Annotated in this window: 29 protein-coding genes, 1 tRNA gene and 3 pseudogenes; 18 read left to right on the forward strand and 15 right to left on the reverse strand. The window is 72.0% G+C overall.

Annotation, left to right across the window (positions count from 1 at the left end; all coding sequences use genetic code 11):
- Positions 1 to 102 precede the first annotated feature (102 nt).
- Together V8690_RS20115 and V8690_RS20120 are read right to left on the reverse strand one after the other, a co-directional pair.
- Entirely contained in the window at positions 103 to 498 is a 396-nt protein-coding gene (locus V8690_RS20115) for a hypothetical protein (protein ID WP_338780785.1), read from the reverse strand.
- Between the two features lie 5 nt (positions 499 to 503).
- Entirely contained in the window at positions 504 to 761 is a 258-nt protein-coding gene (locus tag V8690_RS20120) for a hypothetical protein (RefSeq protein WP_338780786.1), read from the reverse strand.
- Positions 762 to 883: 122 nt separating this feature from the next.
- Between V8690_RS20120 and V8690_RS20125 the strand changes: the two genes are divergently transcribed.
- Positions 884 to 1,018: a hypothetical protein gene (locus V8690_RS20125; protein WP_338780788.1), complete on the forward strand. Its 135-nt coding sequence runs from the start codon at positions 884 to 886 to the stop codon at positions 1,016 to 1,018.
- Between the two features lie 29 nt (positions 1,019 to 1,047).
- Here the strand turns inward: V8690_RS20125 and V8690_RS20130 are convergent, their stop codons facing one another.
- The 4 genes and pseudogenes from V8690_RS20130 to V8690_RS20145 form a co-directional block, all read right to left on the reverse strand.
- Positions 1,048 to 1,251 (reverse strand): hypothetical protein, encoded by a 204-nt coding sequence (locus V8690_RS20130; protein ID WP_338780790.1) that lies wholly within the window; start codon positions 1,249 to 1,251, stop codon positions 1,048 to 1,050.
- 48 nt (positions 1,252 to 1,299) lie between these two features.
- Positions 1,300 to 1,767 (reverse strand): MSMEG_6728 family protein, encoded by a 468-nt coding sequence (locus V8690_RS20135; protein ID WP_338780792.1) that lies wholly within the window; start codon positions 1,765 to 1,767, stop codon positions 1,300 to 1,302.
- Between the two features lie 18 nt (positions 1,768 to 1,785).
- Positions 1,786 to 2,244, reverse strand: a complete 459-nt coding sequence (locus tag V8690_RS20140) for a DUF4383 domain-containing protein (RefSeq protein WP_338780794.1) — start codon at positions 2,242 to 2,244, stop codon at positions 1,786 to 1,788.
- A gap of 13 nt (positions 2,245 to 2,257) precedes the next feature.
- Positions 2,258 to 4,748, reverse strand: a pseudogene (locus V8690_RS20145) (SpoIIE family protein phosphatase).
- 138 nt (positions 4,749 to 4,886) lie between these two features.
- Here V8690_RS20145 and V8690_RS20150 point away from each other — a divergent pair.
- On the forward strand, positions 4,887 to 5,858 hold the full coding sequence (locus V8690_RS20150; protein WP_338780796.1) for a DUF72 domain-containing protein: 972 nt from the start codon (positions 4,887 to 4,889) through the stop codon (positions 5,856 to 5,858).
- On the opposite strand, the gene V8690_RS20155 is transcribed toward V8690_RS20150, so the two are convergent.
- From V8690_RS20155 to V8690_RS20170, 4 genes are all read right to left on the reverse strand, one after another.
- Positions 5,758 to 7,602 carry a copper resistance protein CopC gene (locus V8690_RS20155; RefSeq protein WP_338785403.1) on the reverse strand — a complete coding sequence of 615 codons (1,845 nt, stop codon included), beginning with the start codon at positions 7,600 to 7,602 and terminating at the stop codon, positions 5,758 to 5,760. The genes V8690_RS20150 and V8690_RS20155 overlap by 101 nt on opposite strands.
- Positions 7,603 to 7,798: 196 nt before the next feature.
- Positions 7,799 to 8,278: a cupin domain-containing protein gene (locus V8690_RS20160; protein WP_338780798.1), complete on the reverse strand. Its 480-nt coding sequence runs from the start codon at positions 8,276 to 8,278 to the stop codon at positions 7,799 to 7,801.
- Positions 8,275 to 8,883 (reverse strand): GNAT family N-acetyltransferase, encoded by a 609-nt coding sequence (locus tag V8690_RS20165; RefSeq protein ID WP_338780801.1) that lies wholly within the window; start codon positions 8,881 to 8,883, stop codon positions 8,275 to 8,277. The genes V8690_RS20160 and V8690_RS20165 overlap by 4 nt, the downstream gene beginning before the upstream one ends.
- Positions 8,876 to 10,981: a penicillin acylase family protein gene (locus tag V8690_RS20170; RefSeq protein WP_338780802.1), complete on the reverse strand. Its 2,106-nt coding sequence runs from the start codon at positions 10,979 to 10,981 to the stop codon at positions 8,876 to 8,878. Before V8690_RS20170 ends, V8690_RS20165 begins: the two co-directional genes overlap by 8 nt.
- Before the next feature lie 81 nt (positions 10,982 to 11,062).
- Between V8690_RS20170 and V8690_RS20175 the strand changes: the two are divergent.
- The 5 genes and pseudogenes from V8690_RS20175 to V8690_RS20195 all read left to right on the forward strand — a co-directional run.
- Positions 11,063 to 11,765, forward strand: a pseudogene (locus V8690_RS20175) (siderophore-interacting protein); the annotation flags it as partial.
- A 27-nt stretch (positions 11,766 to 11,792) separates the two neighbouring features.
- Positions 11,793 to 12,386 (forward strand): HhH-GPD-type base excision DNA repair protein, encoded by a 594-nt coding sequence (locus V8690_RS20180; protein WP_338785404.1) that lies wholly within the window; start codon positions 11,793 to 11,795, stop codon positions 12,384 to 12,386.
- A gap of 260 nt (positions 12,387 to 12,646) precedes the next feature.
- The gene (locus tag V8690_RS20185; RefSeq protein WP_338780804.1) at positions 12,647 to 13,141 is read left to right on the forward strand and encodes a DUF308 domain-containing protein; all 495 of its coding nucleotides are present in this window, start codon (positions 12,647 to 12,649) and stop codon (positions 13,139 to 13,141) included.
- Between the two features lie 114 nt (positions 13,142 to 13,255).
- Positions 13,256 to 13,510: a hypothetical protein gene (locus V8690_RS20190; RefSeq protein WP_338780806.1), complete on the forward strand. Its 255-nt coding sequence runs from the start codon at positions 13,256 to 13,258 to the stop codon at positions 13,508 to 13,510.
- Positions 13,511 to 13,578: 68 nt separating this feature from the next.
- Positions 13,579 to 13,731, forward strand: a complete 153-nt coding sequence (locus tag V8690_RS20195) for a hypothetical protein (protein WP_338780808.1) — start codon at positions 13,579 to 13,581, stop codon at positions 13,729 to 13,731.
- Positions 13,732 to 13,782: 51 nt separating this feature from the next.
- On the opposite strand, the gene V8690_RS20200 is transcribed toward V8690_RS20195, so the two are convergent.
- The 3 genes from V8690_RS20200 to V8690_RS20210 are packed head-to-tail and all read right to left on the reverse strand — an operon-like array spanning position 13,783 to position 14,676.
- On the reverse strand, positions 13,783 to 14,349 hold the full coding sequence (locus V8690_RS20200; protein ID WP_338780810.1) for a helicase HerA-like domain-containing protein: 567 nt from the start codon (positions 14,347 to 14,349) through the stop codon (positions 13,783 to 13,785).
- Complete coding sequence (locus V8690_RS20205) at positions 14,303 to 14,515, reverse strand: helicase HerA-like domain-containing protein (RefSeq protein WP_338780812.1); 213 nt, start codon at positions 14,513 to 14,515, stop codon at positions 14,303 to 14,305. Before V8690_RS20205 ends, V8690_RS20200 begins: the two co-directional genes overlap by 47 nt.
- Positions 14,437 to 14,676: a hypothetical protein gene (locus V8690_RS20210; protein ID WP_338785675.1), complete on the reverse strand. Its 240-nt coding sequence runs from the start codon at positions 14,674 to 14,676 to the stop codon at positions 14,437 to 14,439. The genes V8690_RS20205 and V8690_RS20210 overlap by 79 nt, the downstream gene beginning before the upstream one ends.
- 81 nt (positions 14,677 to 14,757) lie before the next feature.
- On the opposite strand from V8690_RS20210, the gene V8690_RS20215 reads away from it, so the two are divergent.
- Positions 14,758 to 15,054, forward strand: coding sequence for a type II toxin-antitoxin system VapB family antitoxin (locus tag V8690_RS20215; RefSeq protein ID WP_003991361.1), 297 nt, complete (start codon positions 14,758 to 14,760; stop codon positions 15,052 to 15,054).
- 120 nt (positions 15,055 to 15,174) lie between these two features.
- Positions 15,175 to 15,789, forward strand: a complete 615-nt coding sequence (locus V8690_RS20220) for a LytR C-terminal domain-containing protein (protein ID WP_338785405.1) — start codon at positions 15,175 to 15,177, stop codon at positions 15,787 to 15,789.
- 15 nt (positions 15,790 to 15,804) lie between these two features.
- On the opposite strand, the gene upp is transcribed toward V8690_RS20220, so the two are convergent.
- Complete coding sequence (gene upp / locus V8690_RS20225; RefSeq protein ID WP_010045108.1) at positions 15,805 to 16,440, reverse strand: uracil phosphoribosyltransferase; 636 nt, start codon at positions 16,438 to 16,440, stop codon at positions 15,805 to 15,807.
- A gap of 131 nt (positions 16,441 to 16,571) precedes the next feature.
- Here upp and V8690_RS20230 point away from each other — a divergent pair, with 131 nt between their 5' ends.
- The 4 genes from V8690_RS20230 (at position 16,572) to V8690_RS20245 (ending at position 18,277) form a co-directional block, all read left to right on the forward strand.
- A complete protein-coding gene (locus V8690_RS20230) occupies positions 16,572 to 16,802 on the forward strand; it encodes a hypothetical protein (RefSeq protein ID WP_338780818.1) in 231 nt (76 codons plus the stop codon).
- 275 nt (positions 16,803 to 17,077) lie between these two features.
- Positions 17,078 to 17,614: a hypothetical protein gene (locus V8690_RS20235; RefSeq protein ID WP_338785406.1), complete on the forward strand. Its 537-nt coding sequence runs from the start codon at positions 17,078 to 17,080 to the stop codon at positions 17,612 to 17,614.
- A gap of 101 nt (positions 17,615 to 17,715) precedes the next feature.
- Entirely contained in the window at positions 17,716 to 18,147 is a 432-nt protein-coding gene (gene tadA / locus V8690_RS20240; protein ID WP_338780820.1) for a tRNA adenosine(34) deaminase TadA, read from the forward strand.
- 45 nt (positions 18,148 to 18,192) lie between these two features.
- Positions 18,193 to 18,277, forward strand: a tRNA-Ser gene (locus V8690_RS20245).
- Between the two features lie 297 nt (positions 18,278 to 18,574).
- Here V8690_RS20245 and V8690_RS20250 read toward each other — a convergent pair.
- Positions 18,575 to 18,961 (reverse strand): annotated as a pseudogene (locus V8690_RS20250) (tyrosine-type recombinase/integrase); the annotation flags it as partial.
- A 157-nt stretch (positions 18,962 to 19,118) separates the two neighbouring features.
- Between V8690_RS20250 and V8690_RS20255 the strand changes: the two are divergent.
- The 5 genes from V8690_RS20255 (at position 19,119) to V8690_RS20275 (ending at position 22,602) form a co-directional block, all read left to right on the forward strand.
- The gene (locus V8690_RS20255) at positions 19,119 to 19,367 is read left to right on the forward strand and encodes a hypothetical protein (protein ID WP_338780822.1); all 249 of its coding nucleotides are present in this window, start codon (positions 19,119 to 19,121) and stop codon (positions 19,365 to 19,367) included.
- Between the two features lie 500 nt (positions 19,368 to 19,867).
- A complete protein-coding gene (locus tag V8690_RS20260; protein WP_338780824.1) occupies positions 19,868 to 20,044 on the forward strand; it encodes a hypothetical protein in 177 nt (58 codons plus the stop codon).
- Complete coding sequence (locus V8690_RS20265) at positions 20,044 to 20,337, forward strand: Dabb family protein (RefSeq protein ID WP_306965618.1); 294 nt, start codon at positions 20,044 to 20,046, stop codon at positions 20,335 to 20,337. Before V8690_RS20260 ends, V8690_RS20265 begins: the two co-directional genes overlap by 1 nt.
- Positions 20,338 to 20,551: 214 nt before the next feature.
- A complete protein-coding gene (locus tag V8690_RS20270; RefSeq protein ID WP_338780831.1) occupies positions 20,552 to 21,382 on the forward strand; it encodes an RNA polymerase sigma factor SigF in 831 nt (276 codons plus the stop codon).
- A gap of 314 nt (positions 21,383 to 21,696) precedes the next feature.
- A complete protein-coding gene (locus V8690_RS20275) occupies positions 21,697 to 22,602 on the forward strand; it encodes an RNA polymerase sigma factor SigF (RefSeq protein ID WP_338780832.1) in 906 nt (301 codons plus the stop codon).
- Positions 22,603 to 22,773: the final 171 nt, after the last annotated feature.

Consider the following 22,773-nt stretch of genomic DNA (forward strand, 5'->3'; position numbering starts at 1 on the left):
CCAGTCCGACGAGCTGCAGAATGCCGGGGCCCTTTCGGCCCGGGTCCAGTTCGACTATCGCGGCCGGCTTGTCGTAGTCGTTGCCTCCCGTGGTCAGGCAGATCAGGCCGCTGGTGCCCTGGACGCGGTGGCGGGACTGGAGGAGGGGCCACCGGCGGCCCACGTCCTCGCGGGTGGGGACCGATTCCGGCTGCGCATCTGCCGGCGCAGGGCCTCCCGGTCCGACTGGAGCGACAGCATCATCGCGACCGTGACGTACGGCTGGTTCTGGTTCTCTATGCTCCGGTTCTCCCGTGCGATGGCCCGGGCCACGTCGGTGATCTCCGGGGTGCCGAAGTCGTAGCCCTCGCCGTTGACGCCGATGCACTCGCCGTCGATCCGCTCCACACCGTCGGCACAGGTGTCCGGCTTGGTGACGAGCACATGGACGAGCACGACGACTGCCGCGAGCGCCACCGCGCCCAGCGGTAAGAAGAGGAGCTTCCGCCATCTGGGCATGCCCGTTATCTCCTTCTCCGGAGCTGTTCGGTACAGGTGCAGGTGCAGCGCAGCAGGGGCTGTTCGTTCTCCGCGAGGCCGCTCCAGTCCGTCGCCGTCCTGCTGAAACAGGCCGGGCCCTCGAAGTCCATGATCGACAGGAGGCTCAGCAGCTTGGCGAGTGTGCGGGCGGTCTCCTTGCCGGTCGGTCTGGCCCGCTCCTCGCACAGCCACACCGCGTGCAGCAGCTGGTCGACGGTGCGGCGCAGCGGGGGGCCGTCCACCGGCACCAGGCCCTTGGCGCGTTCCCGCCGGGTGTCAGCCGCGCCCGGGGTGCGGCGCCTGGGCGATCTCCAGGAGCTCCGCGCACCACTCGCGGGGGCGGGCCGGGGAGTGTGGCGGCGAGGTGGCTGACGACATCGTCCACGCCGCCGGAGACGAGGTGGTGGTTCGGGCGGTGGGTGGTGAGGGAGCGGAAGGCGTCGTCGCCCGGCATCCCGTCGTCGGGCTCTCCGTCCCCCGTCTCCCCCGCCGCCCGTAGTGGTCGCGCAGGAAGTGGTGGTCGGCGTATCAGGCGGCGCCGTCGGGGCGTAGTCCGTACAGCCGGTGCACCAGCAGTTGGCGGAGGCCGAAGTCGCCTATGAAGTGGCGTTCGCAGCTCGGCCATCCGGTGTCGGTGAGGAGCCGGAAGACGTGATGGGCGGTCAGGTGGTGGACGTGGCCCGACTGGTGGTGGCGGAGCAGGACGTCCGCGCACTCCGTGTCGTGTGCCACCGACAGGTGGGTGAGGAGGTCTGCACCGAAGGCAGTTGGCCGCAGTGCCTACGCGGGCCGGTCCGACGCCGGCCACACGTACGGGAGGTCGTCCGGAACGCCCGGGAAGAGGTCCGCGTAGGTGGCGGGGTCCTTGCGGACGAGGGCCGAACGGTGGCTGTGGTGGAAGGGGGTGTCGCCCAGCCACGGGGGCAGTTCGCCCTCGGCTGCCAGGACGTGCTGGTCGCGGACCGGGGCGTGCGGGCGGGTCGCCGCGAGGTCGGCGACCAGGGTGGCCGCGCAGCTGTCCTGGTGGCCCTGTTCGCGCCAGACGCGGCAGATCTCCAGGCCGTAGCGGACGAGTGCCTCCTCGTATCCGGCCCACATCCGGACGGCCGGGTGGTGGCGCCAGCCGTACCCCGGTACGACCAGGCCGCGCAGCACCTGCAACGCCTCGACCCGCTGTTTGCCGAGCCGGCGGCGGTCCAGGACGAGGGCCGACTCCCGGAAGCCGGGGTAGGGGAGGAAGGTCTGCACGCGTCCCGTCCCGGGTGCCTACCGCTCCGCGCCGGTGCGGGTCGAACGGCGGCGGCCGAGGGCCAGAGCCAGGCCGATCATCGCGATGCCCAGGGCGAAGTGCAGCCAGTCGTCTGCGGCGTTGAGGGGGACGAAGTTGGCGTCGCTGTCGTGGCCGACGGACAGGCCGTACACCCACAGCACCAGGTAGACGGCGCCGCCGATCAGCAGGTACGAGTACGCTCCGGCGGCCGTGCGGGCGAGGGCCAGGCCGGTGAGACCGTAGGCCAGGTGCACGATGTTGTGCAGGATCGAGACCTGGAACAGGCCCAGGAGCTCGGCGCCCGACTCGTGGGAGGCGAACTCCATCGAGCCGTAGTCGGTGGTGATGCCGGGGATGAACCCCAGCACGCCGACCAGGAGGAAGACGACGCCCACCAACTGGGCGGCCCGCTGCACGGGGGCCGCGGCGGCCCGGTGGGAAGTGTGTGTGGTCATGGCCAGTGGATCCTCACGGGAGAGAGATGGTCTGTTCCGCCCAGATGGTCTTGCCCCAGGCGCCCTGGCGCGTGCCCCAGCGCCCGGTCAGCCGGGCCACGAGGAGCAGGCCACGCCCGCCCTCGTCGTAGGTGCGGGCGCGCCGCAGGTGGGGAGCGGTGTTGCCGCCGTCGGAGACCTCGCAGATCAGGGTGTTGTCGTGGATCAGCCGAAGCTGGATCGGCGGCTGAGCGTGCCGGATGGCGTTGGTGACGAGTTCGCTGACGACCAGTTCGGTGACGAAGGCCGCGTCGGACAGCCCCCACCTCTCCAGCTGCTCCACCACGTCCTTGCGGGTCTGGGCGACCGCGGACGGCTCGTCCGGCACCGCCCAGGTGGCGACCTGGCTCGCGTCGAGCGCGCGGGTGCGGGCGACGAGCAGGGCCACGTCGTCGGCCGGGCGCTGCGGCAGCAGGTCGGCGAGCACGCTGTCGCACAGGGCGTCCAGCGAGGGCGCCACGGGGGTGCCCCCTGCTCGGGCGAAGCCGAGAGCTTGGGGGACGGAGAGGGCCTCCCGCAGCTGGTGGACGCCGGCGTCGAGGTCCCGGTCCCGGTTCTCGATCAGGCCGTTGGTGTAGAGGACGAGCAGGCTGCCCTCGGGCAGGACGACCTCGGTGGCCTCGTAGGGCAGGCCGCCCACGCCGAGCGGGGGTGCGGCCGGAAGCCCGACCAGTTCGACACTGCCGTCAGGGCTCACCACGGCCGGCGCGGGATGCCCGGCCCCGGCGAAGCAGCAGCGCCGCGAGACCGGGTCGTACACGGCGTACAGGCAGGTGGCGCCCACGTCTCCGGAGGTCTCCGCGCCCTCGTCCTCCACGTTCAGCCGGGCGACCAGGTCGTCCAGGTGAGTGAGGAGCTCGTCGCACGGCAGGTCGATGTCGGCGAGGGTGCGTACGGCCGTGCGCAGTCGGCCCATGGTGGCGGAGGCGTGCAGGCCGTGGCCGACGACGTCGCCGACGACCAGGGCCACCCGCGCCCCGGAGAGGGGGATGACGTCGAACCAGTCCCCGCCGACGCCGGCGTGCCCGCCCGCCGGCAGATAGCGGGACGCGACCTCGATCGCCGCCTGCCGGGGCAGCCGCTGCGGCAGCAGGCTGCGCTGGAGTGTGACGGCCGTGGCGCGCTCCCGGGTGTAACGGCGGGCGTTGTCGATGCTGACCGCGACCCTGGCCGCCAGCTCCCCGGCCAGGACCAGGTCGTCGTGCCCGAAGGGCTCGGGGGTGCGGTACCGCACGAAGCACACGACGCCCAGCGTGGTGCCGCGGGCGACGAGCGGCACGGTCATCACCGAGTGGATGCCGAACGCCCGGATCCTCGCGGCACGGGCCGGGTCGTGCGCGAGCCACGCCGTGAACGCCTTGTCGGTCCCCTCGTGCAGGGTGGTCCGTCCCGCGCGCAGGCCCTCGTAGGGAGCCGAGCCCTCCGGGTAGGAGTCCACCTGGCCGGCCACCACGGCCGACTCCGGTGCCCCCGGGGTCACGGACCGCAGCGCCACCCGCCGCAGCAGCAGCGGCCCGTCCGCCGGCAGCGCCTGGGCGGGCGGTTCGGGTACGTCGTCCAGCGCGGCGAGCAGATCGACGCTGACGAAGTCGGCCAGGGCCGGGACGGTCATGTCCGTCAGCTCCTGGGCCGTGCGCGTCACGTCGAGCGTGCCGCCGATGCGCCTGGCCTTCGGCGATCAGCTGGAGCCGCTTGCGGGCCCAGAACTGTTCCGTCATGTCGTGCGCGGAGAGGCAGACGCCCCGGATCGTGCCGTCGGTGTCCCGCAGCGCGGACTCGAAGACCGACCAGGCGTGCTCGCGGGTCTCGCCCGGGGCGCGCAGATAGTTCTCCTCGTACTGCGGCTCGCCGGTCCGCAGCACCCGGGCCATGCTGCGTTCCGCCCGCTCACCGGCCTCGTCGTCGACGATCTCGGACACGCGCAGGCCCAGCATCTCCACTTCGGTGAGCGCCATGGCCCGCTCCATGCCCTCGTTGGCCCGCCTGAGCCGGAGCCGGGTGTCGTAGAGCGCCAGGGCGCAGCAAGGGGACTGGGCGAAGCTCCAGCTCACGAGGGATTCGTCGAGGGCGGACCCGGGCTGCCCGCGGGCCAGGGCGGAGAGGAGGAGCCAGGCGGGGGCGCCGGTGCCCGGCGGCCTGTGGTGGGCGAGGACCCTGACGGTCAGCTTCCGGCCGTCGTGGTGCCGGAGGGCGATGTCGCCGTTCCACCGGGTCAGCCCGGCGAGCGTGGGCAGGCCGCCCCGTACCGGGATCGGCTCGGCCAGCAGATCCGCCGCGCGGCGGCCGGTCATCTGCCGTGCCGAGTACCCGAGGAGCCGCTCCGCACCCGCGTTCCAGCCGGTCACCCTGCCCTGCTCGTCGAGGGTGACGCGGGCGGTGAGGGCCTCGCCGACGAGGGCTTCGAGGGCCTCGGGTTCCGCTCCGGGCGACCGGGTGGTCCGGCCGGCGGTGACGGGCTGCTCCATGATCGGTCATCTCACTCTCACGGAGAATCAGACACAACCGCGTATATATTCGCTTATCACCTACTTACCCCGAATGCGAGGCCCGTACCGGCTCGTCGGCGGAGCCTGCCGCTGTCCCGCCCGGGTAACCGGTCCCCCATGGGCGAGATCCTGGTGGGCACGTGTTCCTGGACCGACCGGGCCCTGGTCGGCAGCGGCTGGTATCCGGCGGGGCGGCGGGACGCCGAGGGGCGGTTACGGCACTACGCCGAGCGGTTCCCGGTCGTCGAGGTCGACGCGTCGTACTACGCGCTGCCGAGCGAGCGGAACAGCCGGTTGTGGGCCGAGCGGACACCGGACGGGTTCGCGTTCGACGTGAAGGCGTTCTCGCTGCTGACCGGGCATCCCACCCGGGAGGCGGCGCTGCCGGACGGGCTGCCGGCCGATCACCGGGACCCCGCCGTGCTCGACGAGGTGTGGGCGCGGTTCACGGCCGGGATCGAGCCGCTGCGGCGGGCCGGGCGCCTGGGGAGCGTGCTGTTCCAGTTCCCGCCGTGGTTCCGGCCCGGGGAGCGGGCGGAGGCGTTCCTCCACGAGTGCGCCGAGCGGACGCGGGGCTGGCCCGTCGCCGTGGAGTTCCGGCATCCCTCGTGGTGGGAGCCGGGCCGGGCGGAGGCGACGCGCGCGCTGCTCGCCCGGTACGGCATGGCCGCGGTCGCCGTCGACATGACGCAGACGCTGCCCTCCTCGATGCCGCCCGTCACCCCCGTCACCTCACCCCGGCTGTCCGTCGCACGGTTCCACGGGCGCAGCACCGCCTGGGGCACCGGCAGCAAGGAGGACCGGTTCCGGTACGGGTACGGCGAGGACGAACTCGCCGAGTGGCTGCCCCGCGTGCGCCGACTCGCCGAGCGGACCGAACAGGTCCACGTCCTGTTCAACAACTGCTGCGGCGACGCCGCCGTCCGTGCCGCCGCGTGCATGACGCGGCTCCTCGACGGCGGCCTGCCGACGGCGGCGCCGAGGCTGCCTAGGGCGCGATCCGCACCTTCTTCGACACCGTCACCTGGTCCACGTCCGACACCCGCACGGTCGTCTTCATCGTCCAGGTCCCGGCGAGGGGCAGATTGACGGAGTTGGTGCTCCAGTAGCCGCCGGCGTCGGCGAGTCCGGCGTCGATCGGGCCGACCTCGCGGGAGGGGAGGGTGAAGGTGATGCGGACCTCGGGGACGACGACCAGACCCTTGTCGGCGCCGTAGACCACGGCCTGGACGCCGTTCTCGCCGACGCGGGCCGGGTCCAGGGTGACCTGGACCGTGCCGCGGCCCGACAGAGTGCTGCCGCCCGTGTCGAAGGGCACCGTGATGAGGGTCGTGGGCGGCAGAGCGCCCGCCGGGGATCGCTGCGCGGCCTCGGCCTGCGCGCGGCCCGGCAGCGTGGTCGTGAGCAGTGTCGTGATCAGCAACACCACGGCGGCGACGGCGACTTCGACGAGGACGGAGCGGCGCAGCCCGCGACGCCGGGCGTCCGCTTCGCCGGGCCCGGGAGCCGGCTCCGGCGGCCCCTCCCGTTTCTCCGGCGCTTCGGGCTTCTCCCTCTCCTCCGGTTCCGGGGCCTCCGCCGCGGCCTCCCCCGGCCCCTCCGGCGGTACCGGCGCCCCCGCTCCGACCGGCTGCGGGACCCGATCCGGTACGGCCGTCCGGGCGGTGGCCGCCGGTGCCATGAGGCGGGCCGTCCACCGGCGCGAGTACCCGGCCGCCAGCAACAGCGCGGTCACCGCGGCCAGTTTGGCCAGCAGCAGCCGGCCGTACGACGTGCCGGTCAGCGCGGTGAGGGAGCCGAGGCCGCGCCAGGACTGGTAGAGGCCGGTGACGGCCAGGACGGTCACCGAGGCGAAGGCGATACGGGAGAAGCGGGGCACGACCTCCGTCAGGGCGTCGACGGAGGCGCGGCGCAGGGTCAGGAGCAGCGCCACGAGGCCGCCGAGCCAGACCCCCGTCGCCACCAGGTGCAGCACGGACGACGTCATCGCCACCGGTACCTGGATCCCGGCGGAGGCGTGCTCGGCCGCCGCCCAGGTCAGGGCCAGGGCGACGGCCAGGGTCGCGGCCACCGCCCGCACCACGGGCTGTCGGTGGTCACGGCGCCTGGACAGCCGTAGCAGGAAGACGGCGGTCAGCAGCAGGACGGCCAGCCGGGCGAGCAGGGCCAGGCCCGGACGGCTGGCCAGGGTGCGTGCGAGGGGGGACGGGTCGAAGGCCGCGGCCGGGCCCGCGCCCGCCTCGTACGGGGCGCGCAGCACCAGCAGGACGACCGTGGAGCCGAGCAGTGTCCACCAGGCCGCCATCAGCGGTCTGCGCAGCGGGGACGTGTCCGCGGGCCGGCACAGCAGCGCGAACGCCACGGTGCCGACGAGCAGCGCGGCGGCGAGGTAGGCGAGGTAGCGGGCGGCGTCGTAGAGGCCGCCGGTCAGCGGGTCCTCGTCCGGGCCGGTGTCGACCTGCGCGGTCGTCGCGGACCGTTTGCCGACGGAGAAGGTGAAGGCGCCGGAGACCGGGTGGCTGTCGGCGGACACCACTCGCCAGGCCACCGTGTAGGTGCCCTGGGCGAGTTTCCCGGGCAGTCCGACCCGGGCCGTGTCGGAGCGGCCGTCCGCGTGCCGCGCCTCGCCGGTGTGCACGCGGCGCTGGTCCGGGCCGAAGACCCGGAAGGAGTCGTCGAGCAGGCCGACGGACTCGGTGAAGGTCAGGGTGAGATGGCGGGGGGCACGCTGGACGACGGATCCGTCGTCGGGGTCGGTGCCGCGGAGGGCGGCGTGGGCGGAAGCGGGGGCTCCGCCGAGGAGGAGCAGGACCAGCACGGTGCCGAGCAGCACCAGGGCTTGAAGTCGCCGGGGGTGTCCGACATTCCGCTCCTCGTTCCGCCGTTGGTGCACGTGGTTCTCCGGGGTTGGGCTGTACGGCTCCCGGTTATGTACGGATGGGAGTTGTCTAGCGCTCAGCGTGGGGGGGCGGGTGTGTGGTTCGGCGCGTGCGGGTGCGTGGGAGTTGGTCACGCAGTTCCCCGCGCCCCTAAGAAGCAGGTCGGCACAGCCCGGGGATGCGGTCAGCCGCTGCCGGATAGCGTGCCGTCAGGTCCGCCGCATCACCGTGCTCGTACCCCTCGAACGTGAAGCCGGGGGCCATCGTGCAGCCGAAGAGGGTCCACTGCCCGCCCTCGCGCACCCTGCCGCCCATCCACGTACCTGCCGGGACCGTGAACTGCACGTGCTGACCGCCGAGAACGTCCGGGCCCAGCACCGCCGTCCTCGTAGTCCCGTCCGGGGCGAGCAGGAGGAGCTCCAAAGGATCGCCGAGGTAGAAGTGCCAGATCTCGTCGGTCGGCAGGCGGTGCAGGGCGGAGAAGTCGTCCGCCGTGAGGAGCGCGACGATCGCCGTGCCCTCGGGTCTGCCGTCCGGGCGTTCGGGGCCGGCCCAGGTCTGGCGGAACAGGCCGCCCTCGCGGGGGATCGGCTCAAGGCCGTAGTGGGCGATGAGGTCGTCAGGCGTCACCCGGGGAAGCGTATCTCCCGGTCGAGGAAGGCGAGCTGTGCCTTCTTCTCGGGCAGGTACACGTCCGGGAGGTCGATCTCCGGCAGGACCACCACCGGCCCCGCCGTGAAGCCCATGGTGAGGAAACGGACGACCGCCTTCTCGTTGCGGACGTCCGGGTCGACCACGATCCGCCGGCGGTCCAGACCGAGCAGGACGTACTCGGTGATGACGGCCACCAGCCGGGCCGTCCAGCCGGACTGCCCGCCGCCCGGCCCGGCGGGCGCGAGCAGCAGATGCAGGCCGATGTCGCCGGGACGGACCTCGTAGCACTCGCTCACGCGGTCGGCCTCGGGCTCGTAGGTCTGGAGGAGCGCGACCGGCTCGCCGTCGCGGACGACGAGGAAGGCGTGGTGGGTCGTGAGCGTGTCCAAGTGGGCGTAGATCTCGGACACCTGCCGCTCGGTGAGACCGGTCATGCCCCAGAAGACGGCCCGCTCCTCGCTCACCCAGCGATGGACCGTCCCGGCGTCGGCCTCCGGGTCCAGCGGCAGGACGCGGACGGTGCCGAAGTCGTCGGTCACCTGCTCGTGGACGGCCGTGCGGGAGGCGTACGGGTCAGACATCGGTCTCCTTCGTCAGCAGGGCCCAGTCGGTGACGACCGGGACGAGCTCGCCGGCGAGCCAGAGGGGGAGCTGGTCGCGGTGGTGGGGCGAGCCGGGGACGCCCGAGGCGCCGAGCGGGACGACCCAGCGGCTGTCCTCGCGCCGGGCCAAATCCCAGACGTACCGGGCCGCCGGGCCGCGCGCGGCGCGGTCGGTGAGGCCCGGCACGCCCGAGGTGCACAGCACGCAGTCGTGGTCGCCGGACAGCCCCGGTTCGTCGAACGGCGTCTCCGGCTCCAGCGCCCGCCAGGGGGCCAGCCGGTGGGTGTCGCCCCAGACGCCGGCGGGCGGCCGGGCGGCCACCTCCTCGACCGCCGCGCGGACGGCCGCCGGGCGGTCGATTCCGTACAGTTCCCCGGCCCGCAGCAGGTGTTCCAGGGCGAAGCCGACGCGCGGCAGGAGGGCGAGCCAGGGCCGGAACACCTCCGGGTACGCCGGCGGTGCGGCGAGCGCGGCGAAGACGGGGTGCGCCGCCAACCGCCGTACGACCGCGCCGCGCACGGCCGAGTAGAGGGCCGCGTCGGCGCTGTCGGCGTCCATGCGGCGGTTCCAGGCGAGGAGGCGGTCCCGGAGGGCGGAGGCCTCGGGGGTGAGGACACCCTCGAGGGCCCGGAGGTGGTCCAGGAGGGCGGACGCGGAGGCGAGGTGGGTGTCCGTGTGGATGGCGGGCATGTCGGCGGCGGACCAGCGCTCCTTGCCGGCGAGCAGCGCGGCGATGCGGTCGTGGCGGTGGGGCGGGGCGAACTCGACGCCGAGGGGTTCGGCCGGGCCGCGCTGGTTGGCCATGACGGCGACGCCGTCAGTGAGCCCGGCACGGGGCGTCTCGTGCCAGCCGCGCCACTCGTGGCCGGGCTCCCAGGCGGGCACCAGGCGCAGGCGGTTGGCCTCGGCGCGCAGCGGCACGCGCCCGGCGACGCGGTGCAGGACGCCGCCCTCGGTGTCGGCGGCCTGGACGACATTGACGGGCTCGGCCCACCGGTCGAACGCCCGGTCCACGTCGGCGACCCGGCGGGCCCGCAGCAGCGGCAGCAGGGCGCCGAAGCCGAGGTCGCCGGTGACGCGGGGCGGGTGGCGCAGGCTGATCGCCACGGGCGTGCCGGAGGGATCGGCCGGGTCGGACGGGTCGCCGTCGAGTCCCTCGGGGCCGCCGATGACCACCGGGCCCCGGGCGGTCTCGATCACCTCGACCTCGACCGGCTCCTCACCGGCCACCTCGACGACCTCGGTGTGCCGGGCCGCCCGGCGCCAGACCCCGTCCGGGCCGAGGGCCTCCACCCCGGCGCCGGTGCGCCGCAGCCGCTCCCGGTACAGGTCCTGGTAGTCGGCCATGGCGTTGGTGATGGCCCAGGCGACGGTGCCGGTGTGCCCGAAGTGGGCGATGCCGGGGATGCCGGGGACGGCCAGGCCGACGACGTCGAACTCGGGGCAGGACAGGTGGATCTGCTGGTAGACGCCGGGGTCCTCGATCCAGCGGTGGGGGTCGCCGGCGATGACCGCCTGCCCGGTGACGGTCCGTTCGCCGCTCACCAGCCAGCCGTTGCTGCCGGAGGTGCCGGGGCCGTCGGTGGCGAACAGGCCGATGGCGTCCGCGCCCAGGTGGGCCGCGACCTGCTCACGCCAGAGCTTGGCCGGGAACCCGGCGAAGAGGATGTGGGTGGCGAGCCAGACGCCGAGGGGGGTCCAGGGGTGCCAGGAGCCGGGGGCCAGGCCGGTGCGGGCGAACTCGGGGGCCGCGTCGGCGCCCGCCGCCAGCTGGCCGTTGACCCCCTCCACATACGCCCGCACCCACTTTGCCGTCTCGGGGTCCCGGCCCTCCAGGTCCGTGAAGCAGCGTCTGGCGGTGTCGTCGAGTCTGGCCCGTCGGGCGAACCGGTCCCAGGCCAGGGCGCTCTCGCCGAGGAAGGATGCCGAGGTGCCCTGGGCCCGGTGCCGCTCGACCTCCAGCTGCCAGGCCCGGTCGCGGGCGGTGACGAGGCCCTGGGCGTGGGCGAGTTCGGCCGCGCTGCCCGCGCGCAGATGCGGAATGCCCCAGGCGTCGCGGTAGATCTCGGTGGCCACGCTGTGCCCCTACTTTCATTTAGGTTAGCCTCGCCTAAGTCTTGGCTGTGGCGGAAATCGTACGCGAAGGGTGAATACGGGATGGGGCAGGGGCGGGGCTGGGACGGCGCGGTCCTCCGGCTGCTGCGCGCGAAGGATTTCGTGTGACCCACGCCGAGGACGTCACCCCGGACTACCGGCGGCTGCGCTTCACCGACGGCGGTCTGCTCGCGGCGACCGGCGTGCACCCGGCCATGTGGGTACGGCTCTGGTTCGACAACGCGGGCAAGCCCCACCAGCGGGCCTACACCCTGCTCGAACCGGCCCCGGCGGCCGGGACGTTCTGCCTGGAGTTCGCCCTGCACGAGGGCTGCCCCGGCGACTGGGCCAGGGCGGCGAAGCTGCGGCGACACCATCGAGGCGACCGTCCAGGGCACCGGCTTCGAGCACCCCGACCCCGCTCCCTCCCACGTCTTCGCCGTCGGCGACCCGGCCTCGCTGCCGGCCATCAACTCCCTGCTGGGGGCTCCGCCCCGGCCACGGTCTGGTTCGAGGGCGACGACGACCTGCCGTTCCGCACCGCCCCGGGCCGGCACGAGTGGCGCACGGTACCGCGCCTGGACTCCGGCGCCCACCCGGTCGACCAGGTCAGGAAGGCCTGCCCGGCCTCCTCCAGGACACCTTTGACCCGTACGTCTGGATCGCCTGCGACACGGCCACGACCCGGACCCTGTCGGCGTACGTCCGCAAGGAACTGGGCCTGCCCGATCAGGGGGTACACGCGCTGGACCACTGGCGGGCGACGCAGGCCCGGGCGGGGGATGATCGGTGCATGGACGTCACTCTTCACCTCGCCCAGGACCCCGAGGCCGACGCGCTGCTCGGGCGCAGTCCGCTCGCCGCGCTGGTCGGGATGCTGCTGGACCAGCAGATCCCGATGGAGTGGGCGTTCAAGGGTCCCGTGACCATCGCCCAGCGGCTCGGCACGGACGACCTGGACGCGCACGAGATCGCCGCGCACGAACCCGAGGCCTTCGCCGCGCTGCTCTCCCAGAAGCCGGCGGTGCACCGCTACCCGGGCTCCATGGCCAAGCGGATCCAGCAGCTGTGCCAGTACCTCGTGGAGCACCACGACGGTGACGCCGAGGCCGTCTGGAAGGACGCCGCCACCGGCAAGGAACTGCTGAAGCGACTGTCCGAGCTGCCCGGCTTCGGCAAGCAGAAGGCCCAGATCTTCCTCGCCCTGCTCGGCAAGCAACTCGGCGTGCAGCCGACGGGCTGGCGCGAGGCCGCGGGCTCCTACGGCGAGCCGAACTCCTTCCGCTCGGTCGCCGACATCACCGGCCCCGAGTCGCTGGCCAAGGTACGAGCACACAAACAGGAGATGAAGGCAGCAGCCAAGGCGGCGAAGGCAACCGGGAGGTAGCCCCCTACGGGGTCGGGTGGCGCCAGCCGCGTGGCCCGACCCCGACGGCGGCAACAGCGACGGGGCCCGACCCAGACGGCGGCAACAGCGACGGTGCCCGACCCAGACGGCGTACGCCGGCGACGTGGACGGACCCCGGTGGCAGGCGCCAATGTCGTGCCCGGAACCAGCGGCTGGCGTCAGTCGTCCCGGACGGCAGACATCAACCGCACGGCCCGTCCCAGGTGGCGAGCCTCTCCCGGTCGGTCCAAGCATGGACCATGACCGAGCCACCGAGCGGCTCCCCCTGGGAGCCGGAGCGCGGGCCCTCGCACGGGCTTGTGCCCCGTCCGCCCCAGGGCTCGGAACCCCACGTCCCCCAGGGCCCGGGCCGGACGACGGCCCTGATCGTCCTCGCCTTCGTCAGCGGCACGCTCTCGATCCTGCTCGGCCTGTTCTGCTTCCGCCGCCCCATGCAGTCGATCCTGCTGCTCGCCCTCTGGACCGGCATCGGCTGGCTGTTCCGCGGCATCACCCAGATCCTTGCCGCCGCCCACGACCCGGCGATGCCCGTCCGGGGCCGGCAGATCTTCCTCGGGGCCCTCACCGTCGTCGGCGGCATCGTCCTCATCGACGCGCCCTTCGAGTCCGTCGCCGTCCTCACCCTCGTCGGCGGCTGCTGGCTGCTCGCGGTCGGCGCCGTCGAGACCGTCACGGCCCTGCCCATCCGGGGCCGCAGTACGCCGAGCGAGCGGATCTCGCAGCCGGTGGGATGAACGGCATACGCACAACGGGGAACCACCTCCCGTGACCCCCGCACCGCAGCCGGCCCCGCCGGCACCCGCCGGAAGACGTGGCCGCGGGTACTCGCCCTGCTGCTCGCCCTGCTCGTGCCCGGCGCGCACGCCGAGGCGCACACAGGACCGGCGGCCACCGTCTCCGGGAAGAGCACGGCCGTCGAGTGCGACGTCCTCGACACCGCCCTGCGCCCACCCCCCCGGGGCGCCCGGCGCACCGCCGTCCCCCTGCACCCCGCCCCGCTCCCAGCCGCCGGGCCCGCGTACGCCGCGCCGTATCCCGTGCCCGTGCCGCCCGGCCCGCGGCACGACCCTCGCCCCCTGCGTTCCGAAGTCCTGCGCTGCTGACAGGACCGGACACCGGTCCATCAGCCCGTACGCAGCACAACGCAGCAGACGGAACGAGGAACACAGACATGCTCGAAGACCCGTACGCGGTCCTGCGCGCCCTCCTGCGCGCCGAGGCCGTCCGCAACGCCCCCAAGCCGCCCCAGCACAAGCCCACGCCGCAGACACGAGAGCGACAGCAGCCCCCGACGGCACCCGCGAGGGAAAGGGAACGCGGCTGACCGATCCGCGACGGCGGAGGCGGCCGACCTAGGGAATGTCCTAGGGCAGCCCTAGCGCCTCCGCCGCCCCGAACACCGTGCCGTCCGTGCCGTCCCGAAGAGCGACCGCGTGATCTCCCGCCCGATCCGCGTCCCCACCGACCGGGCCAGGGACGTGAACACCCCGCTCCCGGCTACCCGCTCCACCACGGACGGCCCCTCCTCCGCACGCCGTTCCGGCGCGGCGTCGCGCATCTCGTCGGGCCCCTTCGCCCCGCGGTCGGCCCAGCGGCCATCCACCGGCCGCTCGTACGCCGACTCCGGTCCAGCGCCTTCTTCCCGACCGGCCCCATCAGGGACCCGGGCGCGCGCAACCGGGTCGCGACGCGTGCTGGACGCGGTTTTGCCGAGTTGGGCGAGGACGACGTCGGCGGGCACGTCCTTCGGGGTCTGCGCCACGAAGAAGACGCCGACCCCTTTCGAGCGAATCAGGCGCACGGAGCGCGTGGTCGACTCCAGGAACGCCTCGGAGGCGTCGTCGAAGAGCAGGTGCGCCTCGTCGAGGAAGAAGACCAGCCGGGGCTTGTCGGCGTCACCGACCTCGGGCAGATCGTGGAAGAGGTCGGTGAGCAGCCACATCAGGAAGGGCGAGAACGTCTGCGGCCTGCAGACCCCTGCCGTCGGCGTAGTGGAAGATCAGCGCGAGGCACTGCTCCTGGGTCCGGTTCAGCCGCAACACCTTGGACAGCAGCACCGGCCCGAAGCTGGTGACCGTCGCCCGGACCGGGACGCCTGGCCGTCCCACAGCAGTACGCCCAGATGCAGGGCGGGGCCGGTGAAGGCGTAGCCGGAGGCGATCCGCAGGGCCTCCTGGGGAAGTGCGGCGGCACGGGCGGTCACTCCGGGGGCGCAGGCCGGCGGCATGGTCTCGCGGTCCGGCATATTCACGCCCTGTTCCCGGTTCATGCCGCCTTGTGGGGTTTTTTTCAGCGTCGCACTCCGTCGCCACGGCTGCGCCCGGAAGGTCCCGCCCGGTAGGCTTTCCGTGTGATCTTCAAGCGCATCGGAAACGGCCGGCCGTACCCCGACCACGGCCGGGACAGCACCCGGCAGTGGGCGGACGTCGCGCCGCGCCCGGTCCGCCTCGATCAACTCGTGACGACCAAACAGCAGCTCGATCTCGAGACGCTCCTCGCCGAGGACTCGACGTTCTACGGCGACCTCTTCGCGCACGTCGTGAAGTGGCAGGGCGATCTGTACCTGGAGGACGGCCTGCACCGCGCGGTGCGGGCGGCGCTCCAGCAGCGCCAGGTGCTGCACGCGCGCGTGCTCGAGCTCGACTGAACCCGGCCGGTCACGGGTTGGCCCTTTCGGGTTCTGCTGGGCGACGTCGATGATCATCTAGTAGGCATCGTCGCCCGGGCGCACTACGCTGCGCTCATGAGCATGCTGACTCCCCCCGGCATGGGCGGCAAATACCGCATCAAGGGAAACAAGTACCCGCGGATGCGCCGGCCCCGGCGGCGCGGCAGGCTCGTCGCCCTGGTCGTCGCCTCCGCCGCCGTACTCGGCGTGGGCGGCTGGGGCACGTGGCAGCTCATCGACGCCTTCACCGGCGGCGGAAAGGCTTCCGCGGCCGGCAGCGGGACGGACTGCGCCCCCGAGACCAAGTCGAGCCCCTCGCCCCGCGCCAAGCCCCTGCCCGAACCACGCACCATCACGGTCAACGTGCTCAACGCCACCACCCGCAGCGGCCTGGCCAAGAAGACCGCCGACGAGCTGAAGAAGCGCGGCTTCAAGATCGGCGACGTGGGCAACGCGCCCCAGCAGTACGACAAGAAGGTCAAGGGCCCCGGCGTGCTGCTCGGCCCCGCCTCCGCCCTCGACACCTCGCTGCCGGTGCTCGGCACGCAGCTCCCGGGCGCCGAACGGCGTACCGAGGCGGCCCGCAAGGGCGCTGCCGTCGACCTCGTCATCGGCGACGGCTTCAAGGAGCTGGCGAAGAAGCCGGACGCCGACCGGGCCCTGACCAAGCTGGCCAGGCCCGAGCCGGCGCCGTCGTCGAAGAAGGGCTGCTGAGCAGCTCCGAAGGGCTTACTCGGCCGCCCCGTACATCCGGTCCCCCGCGTCGCCGAGGCCCGGCACGATGTAGCCGTGCTCGTTCAGGCGCTCGTCGACCGACGCGGTCACGACCGTCACCGGGGTGCCCGCCAGCTCGCGCTCCATGACCTCGACACCCTCCGGCGCGGCCAGCAGCACCACGGCGGTCACGTCGTCGGCGCCGCGCCGGATCAGCTCCTGGATCGCCGCGACCAGCGTGCCGCCGGTGGCGAGCATCGGGTCCAGCACGTACACCTGACGACCCGACAGGTCCTCCGGCATACGCGTGGCGTACGTGGAGGCCTGGAGCGTCTCCTCGTTGCGGATCATGCCGAGGAAGCCCACCTCGGCGGTCGGCAGCAGCCGGACCATGCCGTCCAGCATGCCGAGGCCGGCCCGCAGGATCGGCACCACCAGCGGACGCGGGTGGGACAGCTTGACGCCCGTGGTCGTGGCCACCGGCGTCTGGATGTCGACCTGCTCGGTGCGCACGTCGCGCGTGGCCTCGTAGGCGAGCAGGGTGACCAGCTCGTCGGCGAGACGGCGGAAGGTCGCGGAGTCGGTGCGCTGGTCGCGCAGCGTGGTGAGCTTGTGGGCGACCAGGGGGTGGTCGACGACGTGGAGACGCATGTCCACAACAGTAGCCGGGCCCGTTGACCCCGGCCGCACGGCCGGCCCGCCGCCCGCCCGTCACCCGTTCGCTGGCGTCAAACCGCCCGTCCGGGGAAAGTGGGAAGGACGGACTGGGGGTGGTGAACCTGATGCCCGACCGGGATTCCCGAGACTTTCCGTCGCCGCGCGCACGGCGCGCGACGGACCCGGAGACGTACGAGACCGGGACGAACGAGACCGACGCCGAGCGCCGTCGGCGGCGCGCCCGGTTCCTGCGCGATCTGGCCGAGGCCCGGGAGCTGCGCAACCGCGTCCAGCCGCGCCGGGTCAAGACGGCCCGGCTGCGGCACGCGATGCGCATGCGTACGTTCCGCTGGTAGGAAACGGGTGAGGAAACCCCCGGGGAAGATCACGAACCGCGCGGACGTTGTCGAGGTGGCCGTGCGTGGAGCGAGGGAAAGCCGCGTACGATCCGCAGGTGGCGGCAACGAGCGTGCGATCAAAACTGCCGGACACAGGGAGCCGAAGACGTCCCCTGAACGCCTTGTTTCTGCCACGATTCCGAGTGGGTGGGGCTCGGACGAGCACTCCCCGCCCGCAACCTCCGCCGGGGGGACCCCCAACCGGCATGCCTACGACCAGTGGGAGAGTCACGGTGTACTTCGCCGCACTGCTCGCGCGCACCGAAGACGGGTGGGAAGCGAGCGACACAGAGCTCGACGATGTGGAAACCCTGTCGGATCTGGCCGACCTGGCCCGTGGAGCCTCCCCCGACGAGGACACGGTGCTCGTGCTCATCGAGCAGGAGGACGCCTGGTTCGGCGTCGTCCGCGTGGACGGCGAGGAGGATCCTCGCATCTACGTCTCGGACGCCGCCGCCGCTGCCCGCAGCAGCTACGGCGAGATCCTGCTCACCGACGAGCTGCTCGGACGCGATCCGGACGACGGGGACGACCTGGACGCCCTCGACCTCGACGGTACCGAGGACGGTGAGTCCGACGACGACGAGGCCGACGACGGCGACGCGGTCGCCGGAGCCGGCGAGGCCGTGCCGCACGGCCCGGTCGGCGACGCCCAGATCCTGGACGACCTCGGCGTGAGCGAGAAGGAGCTGCGCTCGCTGGCGACCGACGCCGTCACGGAGATCGCCGAGGCCCTCGGCGCCTCGGAGACCCTGGAGACCGTCCGCTGACCGCTCGCACCACCCCGGGACCGCCGGACCAGCCGGACCAGCCGGACCAGCCGGACACGTCTGACACGCCGGATCCGGTACGGGACCCCTGGCGGCCCGCGATGCGACTCGCCCTGGACGAGGCCGCCGAGGCCGTCCAGGGCGGGGACGTCCCCGTCGGCGCCGTCGTCCTGGCCCCGGACGGCACGACCGTGCTCGCGGCCGGACACAACGAACGCGAGGCCGGCGGCGACCCGACGGCCCACGCGGAGGTCCTCGCCCTGCGGCGGGCCGCGGCCGCGCTCGGCCGGTGGCGGCTCGCCGGCTGCACCCTCGTGGTGACGCTGGAGCCCTGCACGATGTGCGCGGGCGCGATCCAGCAGTCCCGCGTCGACCGGCTCGTCTACGGCGCCCGCGACGACAAGGCGGGCGCGGCCGGCTCCCTCTGGGACCTCGTCCGCGACCGGCGGCTCAACCACCGGCCCGAGGTGATCGAGGGCGTGCTCGCCGAGGAGTGCGCCCGGGTCCTCACCGAGTTCTTCCGCGGCCGCTGAATACCGATTTCAAAGCACGCCGCACCTTGCTGTAAGGTCTCCCTCGGTAGCGTGTCCGAGCGGCCGAAGGAGCTCGCCTCGAAAGCGAGTGTGGCGCAAGTCACCGAGGGTTCAAATCCCTCCGCTACCGCAGGTGGACGAAGGGTCCGGCTCATCGAGCCGGACCCTTCGCGCTTCTCCGTCTCAGTTTCCGTCTCGGTTGGGGCTCGACGTCTCAGTCCGTCGCCGGGCTACGGGCCATTGCGTGGGTCACCGCTTCCATGAGCGCGTCGTGAATCCCTCCGAGTTCATGGCGCGGCCGCTCTTCCTCCGCCTGTGCGGCCGCCACCGCAGGACCGTCGAGAGCAAGGAACGCGTCCGTCCATTTCTCGACGGAATCATGGTGATCTTCTACACCCCTGCGGAGCTGCAACGCCTGCTCCCGGACGGCGAAGAGCCAGCCCTCGTCCGTCCACTTGTCACCGGCCGCCGCGCGCTCGGCATGCTGCTGACGCTCATGAGCGCGCGACATGTCCACAAGCTGTGGAGGGAGCCCCGACGGCGCGTCGACCCGCGCGGGTTCGTGTCGGCGGTCTCCGGGTTCGTCCGCTGACACTGGGGGCAGTACCCGGCTTTGCGGCCGCAGGTTTCACCGCACCGTGCGCGTAGCGCGGGCGCCCACGACTCCGGCGGACCAGCAGTACGCCGTTGTCCAGATCGACATCCGACCACTTGAGGCCCAGCGCCTCGCCCTGCCGGAGCCCCAGGGCGAGCGCCACGGCCCAGCGTGCGGAATTCCGCCGGCGGCGGTACGCAGCAGGCGCTGCACCTCTTCCGCGGGAGACGCGCGCCGCGGAACGGGCTTGTCGCCGCGACAGCATCACCGCTTGCCGTACGCCCCGGAAGGCGTCGCCGTTGGAAGGGCTGCTGGGGACCGTAGCCCAGGACCGTTATGGTTGCCGGGGGTAAAGAATGGGACATATCGTCTTGTTATGGATGAAATCCATCCCAACATTGATCAGATCATGGTTCTTGTCGCGGACAGGCATGGGCGCGTCGGCTACCGGGTGTGGCGCACCGCGCAGGACGACCGCTTCGACACGTACACAGGCCCGAAGACATACTGGGACGCCGAAATCCGCAGCAAGAAGCAGGCTAGGAGCATCGCTGCGCAGGAAGGCTTCGAACTGCGGTGTGAGGGCGAGGTCTGGGATCGCCTACCCGAAGATGAAGAGGGCTGATCGGCGTGCCCGGGTGGGCGCACGAGACAAGGGCATGGTTCCCCCTCAGGACCGACGACTACCGCGGCGTCGTCGCCGCAGCGCAGGTACGGCCGGAGGCGGCGCCGCACCACGGCGCGGCGGTGCAGCATGCAAACCCAGGAAGTCAAGGCGTGGTCGCGGCGGAGACCGCCGGCAGGTCGAGCTGGGCACGAGATCCCTCAGCCCCGCCTCGGTTTCCGTCTCCTTCATGGCCGTACGCCATGTCCGCGACCGTTCAACCGGCCCAGGACTGCGCCACCACGAACGGGGACGTACGACTCCGAACGGCGCCCCCGCAGGGGAACAGAACCTCGAAAGCGAGTGTGGCGCAGTCACCGAGGGTTCAAACCCCTCCGCTACCGGCTTGGGAAAGGTCCCGTCGACAGACGGGGCCTTTCGTGCGATCCGCCTCTTCGTGTGATCGGCCCTTCGTGCGATCATGTGCGCTGTTTGAGACAGCAGTGACAGGGGAGGCCGCAATGGCGGTGAACGCGAAGAAGGTCGCCGTCTACGTCGTCGCGGTCTTCGCGCTGTACGTGATCATCACGGACCCGACCAGGGCCACGGGCTACGTCCAGATAGTGTTCCAGGGCATATCGGACGCCGCCCAGGCCCTCGGCGACTTCGCCACGTGGGTCGCCAACGGAGGAAAGTGATGATCCGCCACCTGGTCCTCTTCAAGCTGCACGAGGGCGTCGAGCGCGACGACCCGCGGGTCGTGAAGGGCGTCGAGGCCTTCCGCGCCCTCGACGGCACGATCCCCGAGATCCGCTTCTGGGAGCTCGGCTGGAACGTCAGCGACCGTCCCATCGCCCATGACTTCGCCATCAACTCCGCCTTCGACGACGCGGACGCCCTGCGCCGGTACGTGGAGCATCCCGACCATCAGGCGGGTGTCGCGCTGTGGCGCGAGTTCGCCACGTGGGTGATCGCCGACTACGAGTTCTGAACCCGCCGCTTCGGGCCCCCGTCGTTCCGACGGGGGCTCTTTTCGTCGCTGGTCCGCTGCCACGGCCGTTGTCGGGTCCATTACTGGTGTACATCTATGCGGTATTTCATCCCTCAACACGTAGTTATGGGGTGCTTGCACACAGTGCACATGTCTTGTGATGCTATGACCGCTTTTGATGGAAGAGCTGACGGATGGGTTGACGGATGACGAGATGGAGTTGACCGTGCTGGCCAGTACCGCACCTCAGGCACCATCCTCGGAACCGGCTCCCCAGCGGAGCCGCGGCGCCGACACCCGCGCCCTCACGCAGGTCCTCTTCACGCAGCTCAAGGAGCTCCAGCCGGGGACGCCGGAGCACGACCGGGTGCGTGGGGCGCTCATCGAGGCCAACCTCCCGCTCGTGCGCTACGCGGCCGCCCGGTTCCGCTCCCGCAACGAGCCGATGGAGGACGTCGTCCAGGTCGGCACCATCGGGCTCATCAACGCCATCGACCGCTTCGACCCGGACCGGGGCGTGCAGTTCCCGACGTTCGCGATGCCGACGGTGATCGGCGAGATCAAGCGCTACTTCCGCGACAACGTCCGTACGGTCCACGTGCCGCGCCGGCTTCACGAGCTGTGGGTGCAGGTCAACAGCGCGACCGAGGACCTCACGACCGCCTTCGGGCGCACCCCGACCACGGCCGAGATCGCCGAACGGCTGCGCATCACCGAGGACGAGGTGCTGTCCTGCATCGAGGCCGGACGGTCGTATCACGCGACCTCTCTGGAGGCCGCCCAGGAGGGCGACGGGCTGCCGGGGCTGCTGGACCGGCTCGGCTACGAGGACCCCGCGCTGGACGGAGTGGAGCACCGGGATCTCGTACGGCATCTGCTCGTACAACTGCCCGAAAGGGAGCAGCGCATTCTGCTGCTGCGGTACTACAGCAATCTCACACAGTCTCAGATCAGTGCGGAACTCGGTGTCTCGCAGATGCATGTCTCGCGGCTACTCGCGCGTAGCTTCCAGCGGTTGCGGTCTGCGAACCGGATCGACGCGTAGCCGCGAACCGGGGTGGTGGGTGACCGCGAACCCCCTCGACACGTAACCGCAAACAGTTGCGAGTGATAACCGTTGCGAGCGAATCGCTCATCAGGGCGGTTCCCGACAGTTGCGGGCCGAAAAGGCGTCAGACCCCTTTTCTGCAGGGTGGATTCGCGTCTCAGATGTCGACATGTCACTACAGCGTGTTGCCGACATGTGACATTCTGCGGGAAGCGCGTTTGCCGGGGCTTCGGCTCCGGTATTCAGGTGAAGGCTGCGTTCCTCAGACGGGAGCGTCCGCCGCGACCGTCCCGCGACCCAAAGGGGGTGGCATGTCCGCAGAACAGGGCAGCTCGAAGGTGCTCACGCTCGCGGAGAGCGACTCAGCTCCCCATGCTCTCGACTCACTCGGCCCCATCGACGACGTTCCGGCCGAGCTCGCGACCGAGCCCGCCCCGGCGCTTCCGGCCACGGGGGCCATCGACACCCGCACCCTGTCCCGCTCCCTGTTCCTGCGGCTGGCCGCGCTCGACGAGGACAGCCCCGAGCGTGCGTACGTCCGCGACACGCTGATCGAGCTCAACCTGCCGCTGGTGCGGTACGCGGCGGCGCGGTTCCGCTCCCGCAACGAGCCGATGGAGGACATCGTCCAGGTCGGCACGATCGGGCTGATCAAGGCGATCGACCGGTTCGACTGCGAACGGGGCGTCGAGTTCCCCACGTTCGCGATGCCAACCGTCGTGGGAGAGATCAAGCGGTTCTTCCGCGACACGTCGTGGTCGGTGCGGGTGCCGCGCCGGCTTCAGGAGCTGCGGCTGGCCCTGACGAAGGCCAGTGACGAGCTCTCGCAGAAGCTGGACCGCTCGCCGACGGTCACCGAACTCGCGTCCGTGCTCGGGGTGTCCGAGGAGGACGTCGTCGACGGGCTGGCGGTGGGGAACGCGTACACGGCGTCCTCGCTGGACTCCCCGGCGCCGGAGGACGACGGCGGCGAGGGCTCGCTGGCGGATCGGCTGGGGTACGAGGACAGCGCCCTTGAGGGCGTCGAGTACCGGGAGTCCCTGAAGCCGCTGCTGGCCAAACTGCCGCCCCGTGAGCGGCGGATCATCATGCTGCGGTTCTTCGCGAACATGACCCAGTCGCAGATCGGCGAGGAGGTCGGCATCTCACAGATGCACGTGTCCCGCCTGCTGACGAGGACCCTGGCGCAGCTGCGGGAAGGCCTCATCTCGGACTGAGCATGACCGCCCCGCCCCGCGGGTGGTGGGTTACCACCCGCGGGGCGGTGGGTCGGGGCCGCGCCGGAGGGCCAAACAGTGACCGATGGGTACGCGGGAGCGTGATCGTAAGGTGTACCGGCCGCTATGGCGGGCCGGCCTTGAGGTGATCCCGAACGCCGTGCCGGATGG

The organism is Streptomyces sp. DG1A-41 (genome assembly GCF_037055355.1).
In the GTDB taxonomy this organism is placed as follows: domain Bacteria; phylum Actinomycetota; class Actinomycetes; order Streptomycetales; family Streptomycetaceae; genus Streptomyces.

Excerpts from the sequence above, each read along its gene's own strand:
- V8690_RS20115 (WP_338780785.1), bottom strand. The coding sequence starts at position 498 with ATGCCCAGATGGCGGAAGCTCCTCTTCTTACCGCTGGGCGCGGTGGCG.
- V8690_RS20140 (WP_338780794.1), bottom strand. The coding sequence starts at position 2,244 with ATGACCACACACACTTCCCACCGGGCCGCCGCGGCCCCCGTGCAGCGG.
- V8690_RS20150 (WP_338780796.1), top strand. The coding sequence starts at position 4,887 with ATGGGCGAGATCCTGGTGGGCACGTGTTCCTGGACCGACCGGGCCCTG.
- V8690_RS20165 (WP_338780801.1), bottom strand. The coding sequence starts at position 8,883 with ATGTCTGACCCGTACGCCTCCCGCACGGCCGTCCACGAGCAGGTGACC.
- V8690_RS20180 (WP_338785404.1), top strand. The coding sequence starts at position 11,793 with ATGGACGTCACTCTTCACCTCGCCCAGGACCCCGAGGCCGACGCGCTG.
- V8690_RS20185 (WP_338780804.1), top strand. The coding sequence starts at position 12,647 with ATGACCGAGCCACCGAGCGGCTCCCCCTGGGAGCCGGAGCGCGGGCCC.
- V8690_RS20195 (WP_338780808.1), top strand. The coding sequence starts at position 13,579 with ATGCTCGAAGACCCGTACGCGGTCCTGCGCGCCCTCCTGCGCGCCGAG.
- V8690_RS20200 (WP_338780810.1), bottom strand. The coding sequence starts at position 14,349 with ATGTGGCTGCTCACCGACCTCTTCCACGATCTGCCCGAGGTCGGTGAC.
- V8690_RS20210 (WP_338785675.1), bottom strand. The coding sequence starts at position 14,676 with ATGAACCGGGAACAGGGCGTGAATATGCCGGACCGCGAGACCATGCCG.
- V8690_RS20220 (WP_338785405.1), top strand. The coding sequence starts at position 15,175 with ATGGGCGGCAAATACCGCATCAAGGGAAACAAGTACCCGCGGATGCGC.
- upp (WP_010045108.1), bottom strand. The coding sequence starts at position 16,440 with ATGCGTCTCCACGTCGTCGACCACCCCCTGGTCGCCCACAAGCTCACC.
- V8690_RS20230 (WP_338780818.1), top strand. The coding sequence starts at position 16,572 with ATGCCCGACCGGGATTCCCGAGACTTTCCGTCGCCGCGCGCACGGCGC.
- tadA (WP_338780820.1), top strand. The coding sequence starts at position 17,716 with ATGCGACTCGCCCTGGACGAGGCCGCCGAGGCCGTCCAGGGCGGGGAC.
- V8690_RS20255 (WP_338780822.1), top strand. The coding sequence starts at position 19,119 with ATGGATGAAATCCATCCCAACATTGATCAGATCATGGTTCTTGTCGCG.
- V8690_RS20260 (WP_338780824.1), top strand. The coding sequence starts at position 19,868 with ATGGCGGTGAACGCGAAGAAGGTCGCCGTCTACGTCGTCGCGGTCTTC.
- V8690_RS20265 (WP_306965618.1), top strand. The coding sequence starts at position 20,044 with ATGATCCGCCACCTGGTCCTCTTCAAGCTGCACGAGGGCGTCGAGCGC.
- V8690_RS20270 (WP_338780831.1), top strand. The coding sequence starts at position 20,552 with ATGGAGTTGACCGTGCTGGCCAGTACCGCACCTCAGGCACCATCCTCG.
- V8690_RS20275 (WP_338780832.1), top strand. The coding sequence starts at position 21,697 with ATGTCCGCAGAACAGGGCAGCTCGAAGGTGCTCACGCTCGCGGAGAGC.